Genomic DNA, 19,496 nt, shown 5'->3' with positions numbered 1-19,496 from the left:
CCGAAAGCCTGCCGGTAGAAAAGCGTCATAGCAGCGGTTTTAGCGTCGGCCAGACATTTTCCAGCAACTTGCCCTGGGCGCCGACCGCCGGGTGCAGTTGATCAGCCTGCATCAGCTCCGGATGCCCGCCCACGCCATCAAGGAAAAACGGCACCAGCGGGACGTTTTTCTGCTTGGCCAACACACCATAGACCTCGGCAAACGCAGTGGTGTAGCGCGGGCCATAATTGGGCGGCAGTTGCATTCCCAACAGCAACACCTTGGCACCGCCGGCCTTGGACTGGTCAATCATCGACGCAAGATTTTGTTGCAATTGCGCGGGTGGCTGGCCACGCAAGCCATCATTACCACCCAACTCGATCACCACCACGTCCGGCTTATGCTCTGCAAGCGCCGCCGGCAGCCGCGCCAGGCCTCCGGCACTGGTGTCGCCACTGATGGAAGCATTGACCACTTTATCGTCGAAACCTTCCTGCTTGAGCCGTTGCTGCAACAGGGCAACCCACCCTTTGCTGGTATCCAGGCCGAAACCGGCACTGATACTATCGCCAACGATCAGGACTGTACCCGCCGCTGCGTTCTGGGCCATGCACATCAAGGCCAGGCCAGCACTCAAAAACCACATTCGCATCGGATTCTCCATGGGCGCAAGCATTCTCACCGCGCGGAACCTTAGCAAAGTGGTTCCCAGCGCGGAAGGTGAACTGACTATCCTGCACGAACTGAGCCTGGAACTGAACAAGGGCGATAGCCTGGCTATCGTCGGCAGCTCCGGTTCCGGTAAATCCACCCTCCTCGGCCTGCTGGCCGGCCTTGACCTGCCCAGCAGCGGCGAAGTGACCCTTGCCGGGCAAGCCCTGAGTACCCTCGACGAAGACCAGCGCGCGCGCATCCGTGCCGAGCACGTGGGCTTCGTATTTCAGTCGTTCCAATTGCTCGACAGCCTCAACGCGCTGGAAAACGTCATGCTGCCGCTGGAACTGGATGGCCGCAAAGACGCCCGCGAGCGTGCCCGGCACCTGCTGGAACGCGTGGGCCTGGGCCAACGCCTGACCCACTCGCCCCGGCAACTCTCCGGTGGCGAGCAACAACGGGTGGCGATCGCCCGCGCCTTTGCCGCAGAACCGGACGTGCTGTTTGCCGATGAGCCCACCGGCAACCTCGACAGCCACACCGGCGAGCGCATCAGCGACCTACTGTTCGAACTCAACCAAGAAAGCGGCACGACCCTGGTGCTGGTCACCCACGACGAGCGCCTGGCCCACCGTTGCCGACGCTTGATCCGCCTTGAAGCCGGCCTGATGGTCGCGCCCCTGGAGCCTTGATGGCACGTTTGCCGCTGTTGCGCCTGTTCAGCCTTGCCATGCGCCAATTGCTGCGCGATGCCCGCGCCGGTGAATTGCGCGTGTTGTTCTTCGCCCTGCTGGTGGCCGTCGCCGCCAGTACCGCCATCGGTTACTTCGGTGCGCGCCTCAACGGCGCGATGCTGTTGCGCGCCACCGAATTCCTCGGCGCCGACCTGGTGCTCGAAGGCAGCTCGCCTGCCCGTCCCGAGCAAATCCAGTCCGGCACCGAGCTGGGCCTGGATCACGCCCGCGTGGTGGAGTTTTCCAGCGTCATTGCCACCGATAATGGCATCCAGCTCTCCAGCATCAAGGCCGTCAACGAGCAGTACCCACTGCGCGGTGAACTGAAAAGCGCGGCTGCACCCTTTGGCGATGAAACCCCAGGCGGCGGACCGAAACCCGGTGAAGCCTGGGTGGAAGCGCGACTGCTGACGGCGCTGGACCTCAAGGTAGGCGACAGCATCGATGTGGGCATGAAGACACTGCGCCTGGCCCGCGTGCTGACCTACGAGCCGGACCGCGCCGGCAACTTCTACAGCCTCACGCCCAGGGTGATGATCAACCTGGCAGACCTGGACGCCACCGGTGTGGTGCAGCCCGGCAGCCGCGTGAGTTACCGCGAACTCTGGCGCGGGCCGCAGGGCAGCACTCTGTTGCAAACCTATCGTGACCTGGTCAAGCCAGGGCTCGCCGCCAACCAGCGCCTGCAGGACTCACGGGACGGCAACCAGCAGATCGGCGGCGCCCTGGGCAAGGCCGAGCGCTACCTGAACATGGCCAGCCTGGTGGCCGTGCTGTTGGCCGGTGTGGCCGTGGCACTGTCGGCCAATCGCTTCGCCACCCGACGCTTCGACGCCAGTGCCTTGCTGCGTTGCCTGGGACTGTCGAGACGCGAAGCCATGTTGCTGTTCAGCCTGCAACTGAGCGTGCTGGGGCTGTTGGCGAGCCTCACCGGCGCCCTGCTCGGCTGGTTGGCGCAGTTTGGCCTGTTCTATTTCCTCCATGACTTGCTGCCATCGGACGTGCCACCCGGCGGGCTGCTACCGGCAATCGCCGGGATCGGTACCGGGCTGGTCGCTCTCGCCGGTTTCGCCCTGCCGCCCCTGGCTGCACTGGGCCGCGTGCCACCGCTGCGCGTCTTGCGTCGCGACCTGCTGCCGATCCCTTCCAGCACCTGGATGGTCTATGGCGCGGCACTGTTTGCCTTGGGCCTGATCATGTGGCGCCTGAGCCTTGACCTGGTGCTGACCTTCGCCCTGCTGGGCGGTGGCGTGGTGGCTGCGCTGATACTCGGCGGCCTGCTCCTGCTGCTGTTGCAAAGCCTGCGCCGTCTGCTGGCGCGCGCCTCCCTACCGTGGCGACTGGGCCTGGGCCAACTGTTGCGCCATCCGTTAGCGGCGGCAGGTCAGTCCCTGGCGTTTGGTTTGATCCTGCTTTCCATGGGTTTGATCGCCTTGCTGCGTGGCGAGTTGCTCGATACCTGGCAAAACCAGTTGCCCAAGGACGCGCCCAACTATTTCGCCCTGAATATCCTGCCGGCTGATAAGGACGCGTTTGGCGCCCGCCTGCTGGAATTGCAGGCTCAGTCCGCGCCGCTGTATCCGGTGGTGCCAGGTCGCCTGATCAGCATCAATGGCGAGCCCGTACAGGAAATCGTCAGCAAGGACTCCAGCGGCGATCGCGCGGTGCAACGCGACCTGAGCCTGACCTGGGCTGCCGACCTGCCACCGGGGAATGCCCTGACTGCCGGCGCATGGTGGTCACAGCAACCTACCGATGAAATCCCCGGTGTATCGGTCGAAGCCAAGGTGGCGGAAAGCCTCAAGCTCAAGCTCGATGATCACCTGGTGTTCACCGTGGGCGGGGAAAACCGTGAAGCGCGGGTGACCAGCCTGCGGACTATCAACTGGGATAACTTCCAGCCCAACTTCTTCATGATTTTCCAACCGGGCACCTTGAAGGACCTGCCCGCCACCTACCTGACCAGCTTTTACCTGGCGCCTGGACATGACCAGCAAATCGTCGACCTGTCTCGGGCGTTCCCGGCGGTAACCATCCTGCAGGTCGAAGCGCTGCTGGAGCAGTTGCGCAGTATCCTTGCCCAGGTGACCCTGGCGGTGGAATACGTGCTGCTGTTTGTACTGGCGGCAGGGATGGCGGTGCTGTTCTCCGGCCTGCAAGCCACCCTGGATGAGCGCATCCGCCAGGGGGCGCTGCTACGTGCACTGGGCGCCGAACGCAAGCTGCTGGTCAAGGCCAGGCGTATCGAGTTCGGGCTGCTGGGCGCAGTGAGTGGTCTGCTCGCAGCGCTGGGGACCGAGGTGGTGACCTTTGTGCTGTATCGCTATGCGTTCGACCTGGCCTGGCAGCCTCACCCTTGGCTGTTGCTGCTGCCGGTGATTGGCGCCGTATTGATCGGCGGTGCCGGTGTATTCGGCACTCGCCGCGCACTCAACGCCAGCCCGTTGACCGTGCTACGCGAAGGTTGAAACTTGGTCGGCCCGCGTTCATCACTGGACGCGGGACGACTTCGCTCACTTTACATATTCGATGCCGGTGATCCACCAGCATACGTCTCCACCCGGGGTCTGCACGACGGCCTCATCGTCCACTTCCTTGCGCAACAACGCACGGGCCATGGGTGAGTCGATGGAGATGTAGTCCATCCGATCATAAATCTCATCATAGCCAACGATGCGAAAACGCTTGGTCTCACCTTGCTCGTTTTCGATGTCCACCCAAGCACCGAAGAACACCTTGCCCTCTTGCTCGGGCATGTATTCCACAACGCGCATGTCCTCCAGGCGCTTGCGCAGGTAACGCACGCGACGGTCGATTTCACGCAGCAGCTTCTTGTTGTACTGGTAATCGGCGTTTTCGCTGCGATCTCCCAGCGAAGCCGCCCAGGTCACTTTGCGCGTGGTGTCCGGGCGTTTTTCGCGCCACAGGTAATCCAGCTCCTTTTTCAGCGCTTCATGGCCTTCTTTGGTAATCAGCTTGGTACTCAAACGCTTGCATCCCGAGGCAATGTCCATAGGTGCCGATCCGACTGAGTTTAAAGCCCAGGCGTCGGCTGGCTGGCGTTGATGATAAATGAACCCGGGAAAGTAGCCAGGCCAGTCTAGCCATCCAACGCCTGATCCAGTTCAAGCAGCACACCCCGCAGGCTCTGCCGCAAACCCGATACCTGCGACGTCATAACCTTCAAGGCCTCGGTTCTCTGGCTGACCGCAAGCGAATGATCGTGCAGTTGAGTGGTGCGCCGCTCCAGTTCTCGAGCTTTCTCATCCAACTGTTTCTGCTCTTGCTGCAAGCGCGCCTGCCATTGCTCCAGTACCGATTCCCGTTCGATGGCTGCCAGCTTTTGCTGGGTCAGCTCTTGAGCAACCCGGGCCAGGTTGGTCAACGTGCTGTCCACTTCGAACAACGTACTGTGGTCGGCTGGAGGCGGACGTTTCAGAGGTGTCGGCACATCGGGCTCCGGCTGGATGGGCGTTGCGGCCTGCGCCATCATCAACGGGGCCTCGACAGGGGGTTGTCGAATCTCCTCAACGGAATGCTCATGCACAGGCGCAGGGACAGGCTCGGAAGGATTCATCGCCTTGGGAGATGAGCTCATTTGCGACGAAAAACGAATGGACGGTACGATCACTGAAGCGCTTTCGATCGCCGGCAGCGTCGGCGCAGACATGCCCAGGGTGATCACCTTCATCACCAGCGCCTTCTTGATGATCACCGAATGATGGTCCTCGGGCCTGGCAGGCGGCAGCTTGCAGCCTTTCAAATCGACAAAATGATAGGGCACCTGGGTTTCCGTCACCCCGCCGGCCTTCAATCCCGAAGCGGCCAACGTCAGAATCTGCTTGAACACATGTAATGCCAACTGCAGATCCTCCCTGGACTCAACCCCACCCAGGAAATACCGATCAACTTTCTTACGTAACGCGGCGATATATACCCTGGAACTTTCCGGTTCCACTTCCTCGTCCAGGCTATAGACAAGAAAATTGGAGGCCGTCTGACCTACGGCAAAGCCACAGAGCAATGCACCATTAACCGGAGCATCTTGACCATTACGCTCAAGAACAAGGGTACGTAGCAGCATCATGGTATTCAGGCCTCATTACACAGTGCAGAAAGTTTATATAAACAACTAATAAACATTCGAAAATTGGACATTCCGAAACCTAACACATTGCTTCAGCGGCCTGCCCAACCCGCACGTAGGACTTCTCTTATTAAGCATTATCGACGTTCCCAAAAGCGATCGTTACCCGTACCCTTTTTTCACGCCCCCTACGTCATACCAAACTTTTTCGGTAAAAAATGATCGAAATAAGCAATCTGACAAAACACACGGGTAACACAGCTGTACTCAGCGACTTTTCGTTCATCGCCAATCAACAAGAATGCGTGGGATTATTTGGGCAAGATCATTCGACCAAAACAACTCTGTTCGATTTAATAGCCGGTTCAACACAGCCCTCCAGCGGTTATATAAAGGTCCAGGGCTTCGATATACAAACCCATGCACTTAAGGCAAGGCAACTCGTTGGTTATCAACTGTCCACGGACCTCGGCCATCCAACGATGTCCGTCAAAGCGTTCCTTGGCTTCATCGCTGCCGTTCGCGGCTTCTACGGCGCCGAAAAGCGCTCGCGGCTGGAACAGGTCATCGCACGACTGGATTTGTTTCCTGTGCTCGATGCGCCTCTCGATGCCCTCTCCATCGGCTGGAAACGTAAAGTTGCCCTTGCGCAGGCCATCGTGCATAGCCCTGTCCTGTTGCTGCTGGATGACCCCACCGAAGGACTTGCACCTGATCAAAAATATGCGTTCAGGTCGCTCATCCAATCTTTAACGCAAGAAATGACGGTCATCATCGCTTCTCGCCACTGCGATGAATTATCTGACGTGTGTACCCGAGCGTTAGTCATAGCAGGCAGTCGCCTGGTCGCCGATAACCCGCTGCCCGATCTACAACGCGACTCACGTCATTTCCAGGCCGTCACCCTGGCCGCGGACACACCATTAGACCTATTGGCCCTGGCCGTCCTGCCCGGCGTGGCCGGCATCGAAGAACATCGACATGCCCCCGGCACGGTGACCGTGCTCGCCATGCCGGGACACGCCATCTATCCCCATATCAATACGCTGATTGCCAGTCGCCGCTGGAAAATCAACTCGTTAAACCTGGAACCAGGTCGCCTGAATGATGTGGTCCACCACCTGAGCCAGGAGGCGCCCCGTTGAAATTATTACCTATTATTTTCAAGCGTCAGCTCGCCAGCTATGCCTGCACACCCAGCACTTACCTGCACATTGCCGTCTTCCTCATACTGTCCGTGACATTGGGAAAGTACATAAGCCCGTGGCCGGAACAAAACATCAGTGACTTGCAGGTGTTCTTCCAGTTTCACCCCTGGCTGTATTTACTACTGATTCCCGCCTTGGCCACGCAACTATGGGCGGATGAGTCCAGTACAGGCTTTCTCGGGCTAATGAAAACCATGCCCATCACAACCTATGAATGGGTGATCGGAAAATTCCTGGCCGCCTGGTTCGTAGCAGGTGCAACCCTGTTTCTGATGTCTCCTCTCGTCATCATCGCCAACTACTTGGGCAGGGCCGATAACAGCGTTATTGCTTCGCAATTTTTTGTGAGTTGGCTGTTGGCAGGCAGTTACCTGTCCGTGGGTTGCTTTATTTGTGCATTTGTACGCCAGCGCACTGTCATTTTCATATTGACCCTTGGCCTGCTTCTGACAGCCAGTGGACTTTCTTCCATCCTGGATGCACTTGAACACCAAGCCCCTATTGGCTTGATTGATAGCTTGGCCGCACTCAGCCCTACATTACGGTTCAGCAATATCGACGATGGGAAGCTCACACTTCGTGACACGCTCTACTTCATCAGCATGATCTTCGCCTTTCTCGCTGCGACGATAGTCACACTCAACTACAAACACAGCTGAGAAGGGAAATCCTCAATGCGGTCCTCGCTGCGCACCGGCATGACACTTACCGTCACCTTCCTGCTTTTCCTGGCTTTCAATCTGGTTTGGATAGGTAAACTTCCTGATATACGGTGGGACCTTTCTGAGCAAAAAGTTCACACCTTGGCACCTGCGGTAAAACAGCTGCTCACCACACTGGAAGACCCGCTCGACTTGTATTACTTCAACTCCGCCAACGCCCCCAAAAGAAGCTACGCGGTGCAACGCTACAGCAAGCGTATTGAAGAGCTGCTCAAGGAGTACGAGGAAACAGCCAATGGCATGATCAACCTGCACCTGATTGAACCGGCGCCTTTTTCGGAGGACGCCTACAAAGCCCGGCTCTCCGGGCTCGACGATAATGCCGGGTTTCTCGGTCTTATCGGCTCCCGAGCAGGTCACGGTGTGCGACGTATTGGTTCCTTCAGCCTCGACCAGGAGCCACTGCTTGAGTATGAAATCGGCCATCTGCTCTATAAATTGCAGCACCCCGAACGCCCGGTCATTGCCCTATTGGCGGGATTGGCGATGGACGGATCCGCAGGCCGCTTGCTGCAGGAGCTAAGGCAGGAATTCGACCTGGTCAATCTGGAGCCGACTGCCGCATCCGTTCCCCAGCCCATCAAAACACTGATGGTCGTGCACCCTCAGGCATTGTCTGAGCGAACCTTGTATGCCATTGAACAGTTTGTCTTGAGGGGCGGCAGATTAATGATGTTTGTCGACCCTTTGACTGAGCAACGCCCAAATTTCCCCCCAGGCAACACTCGGCTGAGCGAGTTGCTGGCTGCCTGGGGTATCCAGATGCCGGCGGACAGGCTGGTGGTTGACGACGTCTACACGCCAAGGGAGACATCGGGCGCGCCCAATCAGGTCCGATTGAACCTACCCCGACAGGCGATGAACATCCATGACATCAGTACATGGAACCTCAATAGGGTGACGGTATCGAGCAGTGGCGCCCTCTCTCCACTGAGCAAGAGCCGCACGACCTTCACCCCGCTCCTGCAAAGCTCCGAACAGTCTGTCCTGTTGGACGCCAACGGCCTCACAAGCGCAGCCAGCATCGACTCATTGATTGAAGGGGCGTCAAAGCAGGAACGAGCTCATGTGATCGCCGCGCGCATCGAGGGGCCGAGCTATTCGGTATTTCCCGATGGCATCAAGGGGCAGCCGCCCGGTTTGCAGAAAGCGGCGCAGATTCATGTCGTGGTGGTGGCTGACACGGACATGCTCATGGATAAGGTCAATGACTCGGCACCCGACGGCAACGCGCTGTTTGTCTTGAATACGCTGGACAACCTGTCCGCCCCCGACACACTCGCCGCCATTCGCCCGCGTGTGCCGCAGGAAACGTCGCCGAACAGGTTGGAGAGCATGCGCAACGTCGCGAAACAGGCCTATCGCGTAAAAGCCAGCGAATTGGAACGGCGCCTACAGCGCACGGAGCAGGAATGGCAGCGGCTTAGCCCGTGGACAACCGCCCTTGGCACCCAGCCCGTAGACACCACCACTCGGCTGCAGGCACTCAACAAGGAACGCCTGCGCTTGCCCATGGAGTTGCATGCCCTGGAGGACGAAGCCTATGCCCAGGTGCGTCGACTGGAGTGGGTTATAAAACTGACGGTGACCTTTGCGATACCCGTGACCTTATGCCTGATCGCCTGGCTGGTCTTTCTGGGCCAACGCCGTCGCCGGCTGAAAGCCGGCAGCGTCATTCACTGAACGCTCAACGACGGGCGATCAGCCCTTGCCGGGCAATGCGGGTCAACTGGCGAATGACCTCATCGGCGTCGTCGGCAGTTGGCGCCTGGATAACCGCGAGGTCAAAACTGTTGCTGGCAAAACGTGCAAGGGAGTCGCCGTCTTCGACAAACTGGATCAGGAACGCCGAAGGTCGACCCGTGCGACGCGGCCAGCCATCCAGGTAACGCAATAGCGTCGGCTGGTGCTTGCCGCCCAGGAGAATTTTTGGATTGCGTTGAGTGAGGTCCGCGGTGATCGGGGCCAGGCGTATCAGAGGGCGTAGTGCATTCATCGTGTCGTGTCTCTGCCTCAAAAGTCTGCGGGCAGGTGAGAGGCAACACCGAACCAGCGCTTTAGCGGAATTTCGAAGCATGGAACATGCTTCTGTCGGGACCGATAACGATCACCCATGGCGCCCCGCAATTAGCTGTTTAAATCGGCGCATGAGCGGCATCCTAGAGAAGCCGGTGGGGCGGTGTCAAGAATTCCGATCAGCAAAAAGCCCGCACAGGGCGGGCCTCTTGAGGACTCTACGGGATCAGTTGGCGATGGCACGGTCCGCAGACAGCTTGCCAGCACCTTCCAGCAGCACCGCCAGGGAACCGCCGAGCAAGGCCAGTGCGAACTCATAACCGTTGTTGGCCATAAACAGACCGTTATGGATGTGCACCGAGAAGATCGCCACCAGCGACAGGATGGTCAGGCCCAGTGCCGCAGGACGAGCCAGCAGGCCGATGATCAAGGCCAAACCCGCGAAGAACTCGGTGCCGCCCGACAACAGCGCCATCAGGGTACCTGGCGCCAGGCCGATGCTTTCCATCCACTGCGCAGTACCCGCCAGGCCGTAACCGCCAAACCAGCCAAAGAGTTTTTGCGAACCGTGAGCGGCAAAAATGATGCCGACAACAATGCGCAGAAGGGTCAGGCCGTAACCGGCGCGGGTGGACAGGATGCTGTTGATCAGTGGGCTCATGGTGATAATCCTTTTCAAAGTAGGGTGGGTTGGCCGCTATATTAATCAGTTTAAACAATGATAAAAACCGAAAAAATGCCTGATTAATATCGATAAAATCGATTACTTCCGTGAGGCGATTTTCGGCGCCGGCGGCTCCAGGGACTCCCGCTCCCGGTTAAACGCCAAATAGTACTTGTTGACGCTATTAACATAGCTGACGCCGCCCATCCCTACCTGCTCCATGGCGATGCGTTCAACCTGGAAGAACCACTGATTAGGATTAAGCCCCCGCCGCTTGGCTTCAGTGCGCATGCCCTGCACCCGCTCCGGCCCCATGTTGTAGGCCGCCAATACAAAGGCCATGCGCTCACGCTCATTGAGCTTGGGGCTGGCGAAGAACTTGCGACGGATCATCGCCAGGTAGCGCGCGCCCGCTTGCACATTACTGTCGAGACTCTCAATGTTGTTGACCCCTACCCGCTGCGCTGCCGAAGGGGTGATTTGCATCAAGCCGGTGGGACCGCCGCTGCTGCGCGCGCCAGGGTCCAAAGCGGACTCCTTGAAGGCCAGTGCCGCCAGGTTCAGCCAATCCATGCCCTGCTCGCGGGCATGCTTTTGTAATACCGGGCGCAGTTTTTCCAGGCGTTGACGGTCGACCCGAGCCAGTGGATTGCGCACTTGATAGAGACGACGGTAGATACGCTGGAACGCCACATCCTGGTCGGAAGGGGTCCGGTAAGTTTTTAGGAAGCGATCAATGCTAGCCCGCAGCATTGAAGCATCCTGGCGTACGAACCAGTACTCGTCGCCCGGCTCGCTGATCGCCACCTGCTTATCGAAGCGCAACTTGGGCAGGATCTTCGACCAGCGTTCGGCAATCGGTTTTTCAACAATAGTCAGGTGAAAAATGCCGGCCTGGACCATCTCCAGCACATCCTCCACGGCCAGGGTCGGGTCCACCCACTCCACTTTCACCGGCGGCTGCTTGTGCAGCGCCAGCTTCTGGTTGACCTGGCTGATGGCATCCGCCGCCGCGCTGCCGGTGGTCAACGCCAGTGTGCGGCCGGACAGTTGCTCCAACTTGGTGAACCGCCGCTCGCCCTTCACCCCCACCAACCACAGCGGTACATCGCTGACAATCGGGTCGCTGGTGCTGATCTTGTGTGCAGCCTTTACGTCCAGCAATTCACCCGGAGCGACCAGATCGCCTTCGCCACGGGCCAGCGCGCCAAGCAACTGGTCCTTGGCCTTGGGAATGATCTTGAGGTTGATCTCCTGGCCATCACGGGCATGGCCATTGAGGTATTGCTCGAACGCGCGAAGGCGGTGGTATTCGACACCGATGGCCTGGCCCTGGACCTCGCCGGAACTGTTTCGGCTCTGGTTGACCAATACACGCAGGGTGCGGCTGGCGCGAATCTCCGCCAGGTCGCGGACCTTACCGGGCTTGGTCACTTCCAGCGGCCCGTCCAGACGCGCGACCGCCGCCATGGGCAGCAGCAACGTCAGGCACAACATAAGCAACGCCGAGGGTCGGATCATCCGCTCTCCGGAAAAGAATACTGGCCAACGCCCTCGCGAAAAACGGGGCGGTGGGGGTCAGAAACAGAGCGCTTTATGCGCTGGCAAGGTACGCAACGGCGGCATGATGGCGGGCGGCGGGCCAACCACAATGTCGCTTGCGACGTTCAAAGACAGCTATAACTCGTTGTAGTTCTTCGTTTTTCTTATAAATCTACAGCTCTGATATGCTTTCCGGCCGCAGGCGGAGATAGCACCATGCAACTCATTGATATCGGCGTCAACCTGACCAACCCCAGTTTCGACGAGAAGCACCAGGCTGTGCTCGACCGCGCCTATTCCGCTGGCGTACAGCAATTGGTGCTCACCGGCACCAGCATCGAGGGCAGCGAACAGGCCCTGCAATTGTGCGAAAAACTCGATGAAAGCGGCCAGCGGCTGTTCAGCACCGCCGGCATCCACCCCCACTCCGCCAGCGACTGGAACGGCGACAGCGCCCAGCGTCTGCGCGCTTTGCTCAGCGAAAACCGTGTGCGCGCGGTGGGTGAATGCGGGCTGGATTTCAACCGGGATTTTTCACCGCGGCCACAACAGGAAAAAGTCCTGGAAGAACACCTGGCCCTGGCGGTCGAGCTGAAGTTGCCGGTGTTTCTCCACGAACGTGACGCCAATCAGCGCCTGCTGGAGATCCTCAAGGACTACCGCGACCACCTCACCGCCGCCGTGGTGCATTGCTTTACGGGCGAACAGCAAGCGTTGTTCAGCTACCTCGACCTCGACTTGCACATCGGCATCACCGGTTGGATCTGTGACGAGCGTCGTGGGACACACCTGCACCCGCTGGTCAGGGAAATTCCCGGTGACCGTCTGATGCTGGAAAGCGACGCCCCTTATCTGCTGCCGCGCACCCTAAGGCCAAAGCCGAAAAATGGCCGGAATGAGCCGGCGTATCTGCCGGAAGTCCTGCGCGAAGTCGCCCTGCACCGCAACGAAAGCCTGGAAGACCTGGCCCGTAACAGCACGGCATGCGCCCGTCGCTTTTTTGGACTGCCCCAAGTGGATTGATGCGGCGCATTGACCCACGTCAAAACCGTTTCTCTGGATAGCGGCACAATAATGGCACCTTGCCAATGCTGTTTCCGCTATCAGAGAAAACCTTCCATGGGTGCCTGGCTTAGCAATATCTCGCTGAAGTACAAATTCTGGGCCGTCAACGCGGTCGCCTTCATCACCACCCTGCTGCTGGTGCTGTATGCCGTACAGCTTGAACAGCAGGCGCGCAGCACGGCGTCCCTCGCCTCGGCGCAGGCACAAGCGCGGCTGCTTGGCGCCTGGCCGGCTGGGGAATCACTGCCTAAAGGTGAGCACTGGCTGACGTTCAAGCGCGGCCAAGTCCCACACCTGGCCGACCAGGATCTGTCAGCCCTGGGCAGCGCCACGGGTTGGGTCGAACTCAACCACATGCCGGTGTTCGGCGAGAACCCGTTGATGGGCGCTGAAGTCGTCGCCCGTCCTGAGGGTCAATACGTTGCCGTCTTTGCCTATGCGCCCAGCCTGAGCCAGGTGTTCGAAGAGCGCTTCGCCAACTATGCGGTGGCGGTCCTGATCCTGATGCTGGCAATGCTCGGTGCCTCGCAGTTGCTGATCCGCTTCCTGCTCAGCCAGCTCAACACCCTCAAGGACGTGATGCTGCACGTGGAGAAAACCGGCGACCTGTCGGCCCGCGTGCCCTTGGCGTGCAAAGACGAAGTCGGCCAAATGGCCAGCGCGTTCAACGCGATGCAGGCCGGTTACCAGCGCGTGGTGAACACCGTGGCACGCACCGCCCGGCAACTGGATGATGGCGCCGCACGGCTGGCCAGCAGCATGAACGAGGTGCAACACGGCATGCTCGGCCAGCAAAGCGAAACCGACCAGGCTGCCACCGCCATCAACGAAATGACCGCCACCGTCTATCACATCGCCCAGCACGCAGGCGCCACGAGGGATCTGTCCCAGACTGCCGATACCCTCGCCGGCAGCGGCCAGGAAGTGGTCAGCCGCGTACAGCGCTCGATTGCCGGCCTGTCCACCGGCGTGCAACAAACCGCCGAAATGATCCAGAAGCTCGCCGAGGACAGCCAGAAAATCAACGGCGTGGTCAGTGTGATCCACAGCATCGCCGAGCAGACCAACCTGCTCGCCCTCAACGCCGCCATCGAAGCCGCCCGCGCCGGGGAAATGGGTCGTGGCTTTGCCGTGGTCGCCGACGAAGTGCGCAATCTGGCCAAGCGCGTGCAAAGCTCCACTGACGAAATCACCCGCATGGTCTCGGCCCTGCAAGCCGGCACCCGCGACGCGGTGGACTTCATGCAGGAAAGCTCGTTCAAGGCCGACGACTGCGTGCAACAAGCCCAGGAAGCCGGCGCCGCCCTCGCCGAAATCACCAGCGCCGTGGCGCAGATGCGCGAAAGCAACACCCAGATCGCCGTCGCCGCCGAACAGCAAAGCCACGTGGCCGAAGAAATGAACCGCGCCGTCGTCAGCATTCGCGACGTGACCGAGAACACCGTGCAGCAGACCGTGGACTCGGCCACCACCAGCAATGAACTGGCCACCCTGGCCGGGGAGTTGAGCAAGGCGATTGGGCAGTTGAAGCTGTAGGATTGTTCACCCTGTAATCCCCCGCCTACAACAAAGCCTCGGTTTGCCCGAGGTTTTGGCGAAACTTCTTAGCTCTTCCGGCGAATAACGCCGACTTCTTTTCCCTACCAACCTCGCCAAAGTCTCTCGCCTGACCAATCAGCGCGAGGGACCGCCGATGCACCTTTCCTGTGCCCCACTCAACGGGGCCGCTTCATGATTCCGGTTATTGCGCAGTTCGTCCTCTCCCCTATGGATGCCGAAAAGCCGGACGTGGAAAGCGTCCTGCGTGATTTCCGCACGTGCCTGAACGCCTTTGACGAATGGGCCGAAAGTTTCTGGAGTGGCTCGGCGCTGGAGGTGGAGCAGGTATTCAAGGTCGGCAAGGACGTGTCCCTCGCCGCTCCGGCGTCTTCCAAAGAGCCCCATCGCACGCTGGCCGTTTGCAAAGCCCAAGGCTCGTTGACCCTGGTGCATATGTTTGAAAGCACGCGGTTTGTGCCCATCGGCAATACGCCGGTGATGCTGCAAGCCATCGGGTCGGACGGCACGCCATTCGGTGACCCTATCCGTCGAACCATCGACGCCAGCGGCATTCTTGAAATCAACGATTGCATCCGCGACCAGCGTTACCAGATCACTTTTTACCCCAACGTTTCCAATGCACACGTCAAAGCGCTGTATGCGTCTTATCAGTCGGTGATCGTCGGGCTGGAAGAACGCCTGCGTGACGAATGGACGAAGACCTTCAAGCCGCGATGGAACGACTTCGCCAACGCCACGCCGTTCGAGCGCAGTGCGATGCAAGGCGTGGCGTTCGCGAGTGGGATTGGCAAGGCGCTCTACAACCTCTGGGACAATTTCACACAGCTGTACGACCTGTTGGCGGACCTCAAGACCAATAGCGAGAAGCTACTGAAGTACATCACCCAGGCCGAGCTGGACGAGCTGCTGAAACTGGGCAAGGACGCCATCGCCCATGGCCTGCTGGTGCTGAGCGACGAGCCGCTGTTGTTCATCTATCTGTCGGCGATGGTCGCGTGGATACGCATGCTGCCGCCGCCGGACATGTATGAACTGGTGGGCGAGATTACCGGCGAGGTGCTGATCAATCTGTTTTTGATCTGGGCGACCCGGGGCATGGGGGTACAGGTTCGGCTGGGTATGCAGGTGTTGGGGCCTATCAAGTCGGGTCGGGTGCGTAAGTGGCTTGAGATGTTGGCCGATCAGTTGGTCGGGCCTCGGTTGGACGCGCATGTCGACGCGGCCAAGCTCATGTTGCTGGGTAGCTCGGCGACGCCGATTCGGACGATTCCGGATGTTCCGTTGAAGGCTGGGGATCAGGTGGTTGCCAACCCGGTGCCGGTGGTGCGCGACAAGGTTGGGCAGCGGACGGTGTTGGTGCGCCAGGAGCCTGTCGACGATGTGCCTGTTTCTGCTCGAAACCCGGCTGGGGATACGGCTGCGCCTTCGGACAAGACGGTCACCAACGGCTGCCCGGTGTCGATGGTCACGGGCGAGGAGCTGCTGACGCTCACCGATGGCACGCTGGACGGGATCTTGCCGTTTGAGTGGACGCGGCTGTATCGCACCAGTGCAGTGGAAGTGGACTGCGGGCTGGGGTTTGGCTGGAGTCACTCGCTGGCGCATCGGCTGAGTGTGTCCGGTGATTCGGTGGTGTGGACGGATCATGAGAACCGCACGACTACCCTGCCCTTACCCACGGTTTCTCGGCCGGCGATTACCAATAGCCTGGCCGAAGCTGCGATTTATCTGGGCGCTTTACCCGATGAACTGGTCCTGTCTCAAGGGTCACGTTTCTACCACTTCCGTGACGGTGTGCTGACGGCGATCAGCGATGCGTATGACAACCGACTGCGCATTTTCCGTAATTACTTGGGGCAGATTGAGCGGCTGGACAACGGCGTGGGGCGTTCGCTGCTCTTGCGCTATGCGTCGGGCCGCATTGTGGCGGTGGACTACCAGATTGAGCGGGCCGTCGATGATGGTCCGTTTGTCTGGGTGACGGAGCAGAACGTTGTTGCCTACGCCTATGACGCGTCGGGTCGGTTGGTTTCTGCGACCAACGCGGTAGGCGAAAACGAGGTTTATCGGTACGACGAGCAGCACGTCATTCTTGAGCGTGGCTTGGCCAGTGGAGCGAGTTTTTTCTGGGAGTGGGAAAGGTCTGGTAAGTCGGCGCGATGTGTCCGGCATTGGGCCAGTTTCTCGCAGATGGACACGCGCTATGCCTGGGACGATAACGGCCAGGTCACGGTGTTTAACGCCGATGGCAGTCAGGAAGTCTATGTGCATGACCAGCGGGCGCGGCTGGTGCAGCGAGTGGATCCTGATGGCGCTGAGCACTTCAAATCCTACGATGAGAAAGGTCGGCTGACGGTTGAGCAGGATCCACTGGGCGCGATTACGGCGTATCAGTACGACGAAGCTGGACGTTTGGTGGCGCTGTTTCCGGGGGACGATGAACCAACGTCCTACGAGCATGACAATGGGTTCGTACGGGTTGTAAGGCGGGGTCAGGCGGTTTGGAAGTATGAGCGTAATGATCAGGGTGACGTTACGCGTAAGACCGATCCTGACGGCCATTCGACTGAGTACAGCTACAACAAATTCGGGCAACTGACGCAGGTTTGGCTGCCGGATCACAGCTGTCATCGGCTGGTTTGGAATGAGCGTGGGCAGTTGCTTGAGGAGCAGTTGCCGACTGGAGGAATCAAGCGTTATCGCTATGACGATCTTGGACGGCAAGTTGCGCGTGAGGACGAGCATGGCGCGCTGACCCAGTATCAATGGGACGCAGCAGGCCGCTTGCTGAAACTGACTCAGCCCGGCGGTGCCACACGGGAATACAGCTACAACCCATACGGAAAAATCACCTCCGAACGCGATGAACTCGGCCAGGTCACCCGCTACGAATACGCTGATGGCCTGCACCTGATCAGCCGTCGCATCAACGCTGATGGCACTCAGGTCAAATACCGTTACGACAACGTCAGGTTGTTGCTCACCGAGATCGAAAACGAGGTGGGCGAAACCTACCGGCTCCAGTATCACGCCAATGGCCTGATCCAACAGGAAACCGGGTTTGACGGTCAGCGCACGGCTTACGTCTACGACCTCAACGGCAGCCTTCAGGAAAAGACCGAACACGGTGATGAAGGCAGTCAGTTGGTCACCCGCTACGAGCGCGACTATGCCGGTCGACTCGTAAGAAAAACCCTACCCGACGGCAACCTGGTCGATTACGCCTACGACCGCCAAGGCAATCTCTTAAGCGTCGAAGACGGCCACTGGGCCCTGGCCTACGAGTACGACAGCCAAAACCGTCTCACCGCCGAACACCAAGGCTGGGGCACCTTGCGCTACACCTACGACGCCTGCGGACAGCTGAACAACCTACGCCTGCCGGACAACAACCGGGTTGCGTTCAACCACACCAAAGGCGGCCAACTCGAGAGGATCGAGGTAAATGGCCAAGCGCTCACCGCTCATCTATTTGACGCAGGTCGAGAACACCAAAGAGGCCAAGGAAAGTTACTCAGCAGTTATCAGTACGACGCCCAGGGACGCCTGTTCAACCACGGCCTGTGCGATATCGAAGGGGCTATTTATCGGCGCCAGTACCACTACGACACATCCGGCAACCTCACCCGCCTGCTCGACACCCGCAAAGGTGAACACCACTACCACTACGATCCACTCGGCCGCCTGACCCGCGCCGACCACTCCCAAGACGTGCAGGAACGCTTCGGCCACGACCCGGCTGGCAACGTTCTCATGCAAGACCGCCCCGGTCCGGACATCGTGGCGGGCAATCGCCTGATGATCCAAGGCGACCACCACTACGACTACGACGCCTTCGGCAACCTCATCCGCGAACGACGCGGCAAAGGCCATCAACTCGTCACCGAATACCGCTACGACTGCCAGCATCGTCTGATCAGCATTAAAAAACCCAACGGCCAGACCGCCAGCTATCGCTACGACCCGTTTGGCCGTCGCATCAGCAAAACCGTGGATGGCATGACCACCGAGTTCTTCTGGCAGGGCGACAAGCTCATCGCCGAACACCACGCGGAGCACCACCGCAGCTACCTCTACGAACCCGATAGCTTCCGGCCGTTGGCGATGCTGGAAGGCTTCGGCCCAAAAGAAATCAAGCCCTACCATTACCAATTAGACCACCTCGGCACCCCACAGGAACTCACCGCCTCTGATGGCGAGATCGTCTGGTCCGCGCATTATCGCGCCTATGGCGAAATCAGCCGCCTCGACATAGGAAAAATCGACAACCCGCTGCGCTTCCAAGGCCAATACTTCGACGATGAAAGCGGGCTGCACTACAACCGTCATCGCTACTACAATCCGGATATTGGCCGCTACCTGACGCCGGACCCGGTGAAGTTGGCGGGTGGGCTCAATGCTTACCAGTACGTGACCAACCCGACGGGTTGGATTGACCCTTTGGGCTTAAGTAATTGCCCAGAGGGAGGCACATGCAAATCGCAAGCTCGAATAGAAGAGCCATCAGACAACATCTCCGCAACGAGAGGTGAACCCAGTCCCCCTTCTGTATCAACGCGTCCGACAGAGTTTGCCAGCGAGCAAAAACTCAACGAGCATTACGAAAAGCACGGGGCTGAATTTCGAGTAGGAAATAGTCACGAATATTTACTCGCTGCACGTCATGTCGTAAGCAATGGTACGCCTGTGCAATATTTGTATAGGGACACACCAACGACCGGCTATGTTTTACTTATGGGAACAAATAGGACAGGGCAGGCCAAATTTGCGTTTGCAGGATCGAATACAAATGGCCATATAACCACTCTGCATACCAAAAGCGGAAAAGACTTCTGGAGGATGATAAATGGCGACCCCTCTGACAAAACCATCAGGCCTTACAGCAAATAAGTATAAGAAAGTGCGCGTTTTAGCACTCAATGATCAGATAGACGAAGACATTATTCTGCTCATAGAGGGGACGGTCATAAATTGCTTTATAAGTTACTGCCCCTATCAAATAGAAGTTGGGAAATTCTATGATGTGGAGCTGACCATAAACATTGCTGACGACTACGTAATTGAGCGTGTAGAGCCGAGCGGCGTGTTGGCCGAAAAGATAGATCCTGGCTATTCCTACATCCTTTACGGCGAACTCTGTGACGATAGATTTCTCACCTTCACATCGCTGAGCGACGAAGGCATACATTATGACCATCCAGAACTGAACGGGAGTTTTGTTAAATTAACGGTCGAAAGAATCGACGCCAGCTTTCACTGAAAAGC

15 protein-coding genes are annotated in these 19,496 nt (G+C 58.8%); 9 read left to right on the top strand and 6 right to left on the bottom strand.

All coding sequences use genetic code 11. The features are described 5' to 3' along the window. Positions 1 to 25: 25 nt before the first annotated feature. Complete coding sequence (locus OZ428_RS10100; protein WP_038848573.1) at positions 26 to 631, bottom strand: arylesterase; 606 nt, start codon at positions 629 to 631, stop codon at positions 26 to 28. 10 nt (positions 632 to 641) lie between these two features. Between OZ428_RS10100 and OZ428_RS10095 the strand changes: the two genes are divergently transcribed. Both OZ428_RS10095 and OZ428_RS10090 read left to right on the top strand, forming a co-directional pair. Beyond that, positions 642 to 1,325, top strand: a complete 684-nt coding sequence (locus OZ428_RS10095; protein ID WP_061435844.1) for an ABC transporter ATP-binding protein — start codon at positions 642 to 644, stop codon at positions 1,323 to 1,325. After that, on the top strand, positions 1,325 to 3,835 hold the full coding sequence (locus OZ428_RS10090) for an ABC transporter permease (protein WP_269133277.1): 2,511 nt from the start codon (positions 1,325 to 1,327) through the stop codon (positions 3,833 to 3,835). Before OZ428_RS10095 ends, OZ428_RS10090 begins: the two co-directional genes overlap by 1 nt. Positions 3,836 to 3,880: 45 nt before the next feature. On the opposite strand, the gene greB is transcribed toward OZ428_RS10090, so the two are convergent. Both greB and OZ428_RS10080 read right to left on the bottom strand, forming a co-directional pair. Continuing rightward, a complete protein-coding gene (gene greB / locus OZ428_RS10085) occupies positions 3,881 to 4,354 on the bottom strand; it encodes a transcription elongation factor GreB (protein ID WP_038848564.1) in 474 nt (157 codons plus the stop codon). A 113-nt stretch (positions 4,355 to 4,467) separates the two neighbouring features. Next, complete coding sequence (locus OZ428_RS10080) at positions 4,468 to 5,454, bottom strand: hypothetical protein (RefSeq protein WP_269133276.1); 987 nt, start codon at positions 5,452 to 5,454, stop codon at positions 4,468 to 4,470. Between the two features lie 218 nt (positions 5,455 to 5,672). On the opposite strand from OZ428_RS10080, the gene OZ428_RS10075 reads away from it, so the two are divergent. From OZ428_RS10075 to OZ428_RS10065, 3 genes are read left to right on the top strand one after another with little or no spacing between them, the layout of a single operon-like run. Further along, positions 5,673 to 6,599, top strand: a complete 927-nt coding sequence (locus OZ428_RS10075) for an ABC transporter ATP-binding protein (RefSeq protein ID WP_269133275.1) — start codon at positions 5,673 to 5,675, stop codon at positions 6,597 to 6,599. After that, positions 6,596 to 7,321, top strand: a complete 726-nt coding sequence (locus tag OZ428_RS10070; protein WP_269133274.1) for an ABC transporter permease — start codon at positions 6,596 to 6,598, stop codon at positions 7,319 to 7,321. Before OZ428_RS10075 ends, OZ428_RS10070 begins: the two co-directional genes overlap by 4 nt. Positions 7,322 to 7,336: 15 nt before the next feature. Next, complete coding sequence (locus tag OZ428_RS10065) at positions 7,337 to 9,067, top strand: Gldg family protein (protein ID WP_269133273.1); 1,731 nt, start codon at positions 7,337 to 7,339, stop codon at positions 9,065 to 9,067. Positions 9,068 to 9,071: 4 nt separating this feature from the next. Here OZ428_RS10065 and OZ428_RS10060 read toward each other — a convergent pair whose 3' ends face one another. The 3 genes from OZ428_RS10060 to OZ428_RS10050 all read right to left on the bottom strand — a co-directional run bounded on the left by OZ428_RS10060 (position 9,072) and on the right by OZ428_RS10050 (position 11,585). Further along, positions 9,072 to 9,380 carry a hypothetical protein gene (locus OZ428_RS10060; RefSeq protein ID WP_061435833.1) on the bottom strand — a complete coding sequence of 103 codons (309 nt, stop codon included), beginning with the start codon at positions 9,378 to 9,380 and terminating at the stop codon, positions 9,072 to 9,074. Between the two features lie 246 nt (positions 9,381 to 9,626). Further along, a complete protein-coding gene (locus tag OZ428_RS10055) occupies positions 9,627 to 10,061 on the bottom strand; it encodes a DoxX family protein (protein ID WP_269133272.1) in 435 nt (144 codons plus the stop codon). 102 nt (positions 10,062 to 10,163) lie between these two features. Continuing rightward, positions 10,164 to 11,585, bottom strand: coding sequence for a transglycosylase SLT domain-containing protein (locus OZ428_RS10050; RefSeq protein ID WP_269133271.1), 1,422 nt, complete (start codon positions 11,583 to 11,585; stop codon positions 10,164 to 10,166). Between the two features lie 237 nt (positions 11,586 to 11,822). Here OZ428_RS10050 and OZ428_RS10045 point away from each other — a divergent pair, with 237 nt between their 5' ends. The 4 genes from OZ428_RS10045 to OZ428_RS10030 all read left to right on the top strand — a co-directional run bounded on the left by OZ428_RS10045 (position 11,823) and on the right by OZ428_RS10030 (position 19,491). Continuing rightward, complete coding sequence (locus tag OZ428_RS10045) at positions 11,823 to 12,629, top strand: TatD family hydrolase (protein WP_269133270.1); 807 nt, start codon at positions 11,823 to 11,825, stop codon at positions 12,627 to 12,629. Between the two features lie 96 nt (positions 12,630 to 12,725). Further along, entirely contained in the window at positions 12,726 to 14,207 is a 1,482-nt protein-coding gene (locus OZ428_RS10040) for a methyl-accepting chemotaxis protein (RefSeq protein WP_269133269.1), read from the top strand. Positions 14,208 to 14,402: 195 nt separating this feature from the next. Then, positions 14,403 to 19,121 (top strand): RHS repeat-associated core domain-containing protein, encoded by a 4,719-nt coding sequence (locus OZ428_RS10035; RefSeq protein WP_269133268.1) that lies wholly within the window; start codon positions 14,403 to 14,405, stop codon positions 19,119 to 19,121. Continuing rightward, positions 19,078 to 19,491: a hypothetical protein gene (locus OZ428_RS10030; protein ID WP_269133267.1), complete on the top strand. Its 414-nt coding sequence runs from the start codon at positions 19,078 to 19,080 to the stop codon at positions 19,489 to 19,491. The genes OZ428_RS10035 and OZ428_RS10030 overlap by 44 nt, the downstream gene beginning before the upstream one ends. Positions 19,492 to 19,496: the final 5 nt, after the last annotated feature.

The organism is Pseudomonas sp. GXZC (assembly GCF_026967615.1).
Lineage (GTDB): Bacteria > Pseudomonadota > Gammaproteobacteria > Pseudomonadales > Pseudomonadaceae > Aquipseudomonas > Aquipseudomonas azotoformans_A.
This window is presented reverse-complemented; position numbering and strand designations above follow the sequence as displayed.

Bases quoted from the DNA above. Each gene is read 5' to 3' on its own strand.
- OZ428_RS10100 (WP_038848573.1), bottom strand. From the start codon at position 631: ATGCGAATGTGGTTTTTGAGTGCTGGCCTGGCCTTGATGTGCATGGCC.
- OZ428_RS10095 (WP_061435844.1), top strand. From the start codon at position 642: ATGGGCGCAAGCATTCTCACCGCGCGGAACCTTAGCAAAGTGGTTCCC.
- OZ428_RS10090 (WP_269133277.1), top strand. From the start codon at position 1,325: ATGGCACGTTTGCCGCTGTTGCGCCTGTTCAGCCTTGCCATGCGCCAA.
- OZ428_RS10080 (WP_269133276.1), bottom strand. From the start codon at position 5,454: ATGATGCTGCTACGTACCCTTGTTCTTGAGCGTAATGGTCAAGATGCT.
- OZ428_RS10075 (WP_269133275.1), top strand. From the start codon at position 5,673: ATGATCGAAATAAGCAATCTGACAAAACACACGGGTAACACAGCTGTA.
- OZ428_RS10065 (WP_269133273.1), top strand. From the start codon at position 7,337: ATGCGGTCCTCGCTGCGCACCGGCATGACACTTACCGTCACCTTCCTG.
- OZ428_RS10060 (WP_061435833.1), bottom strand. From the start codon at position 9,380: ATGAATGCACTACGCCCTCTGATACGCCTGGCCCCGATCACCGCGGAC.
- OZ428_RS10055 (WP_269133272.1), bottom strand. From the start codon at position 10,061: ATGAGCCCACTGATCAACAGCATCCTGTCCACCCGCGCCGGTTACGGC.
- OZ428_RS10050 (WP_269133271.1), bottom strand. From the start codon at position 11,585: ATGATCCGACCCTCGGCGTTGCTTATGTTGTGCCTGACGTTGCTGCTG.
- OZ428_RS10045 (WP_269133270.1), top strand. From the start codon at position 11,823: ATGCAACTCATTGATATCGGCGTCAACCTGACCAACCCCAGTTTCGAC.
- OZ428_RS10040 (WP_269133269.1), top strand. From the start codon at position 12,726: ATGGGTGCCTGGCTTAGCAATATCTCGCTGAAGTACAAATTCTGGGCC.
- OZ428_RS10035 (WP_269133268.1), top strand. From the start codon at position 14,403: ATGATTCCGGTTATTGCGCAGTTCGTCCTCTCCCCTATGGATGCCGAA.
- OZ428_RS10030 (WP_269133267.1), top strand. From the start codon at position 19,078: ATGGCGACCCCTCTGACAAAACCATCAGGCCTTACAGCAAATAAGTAT.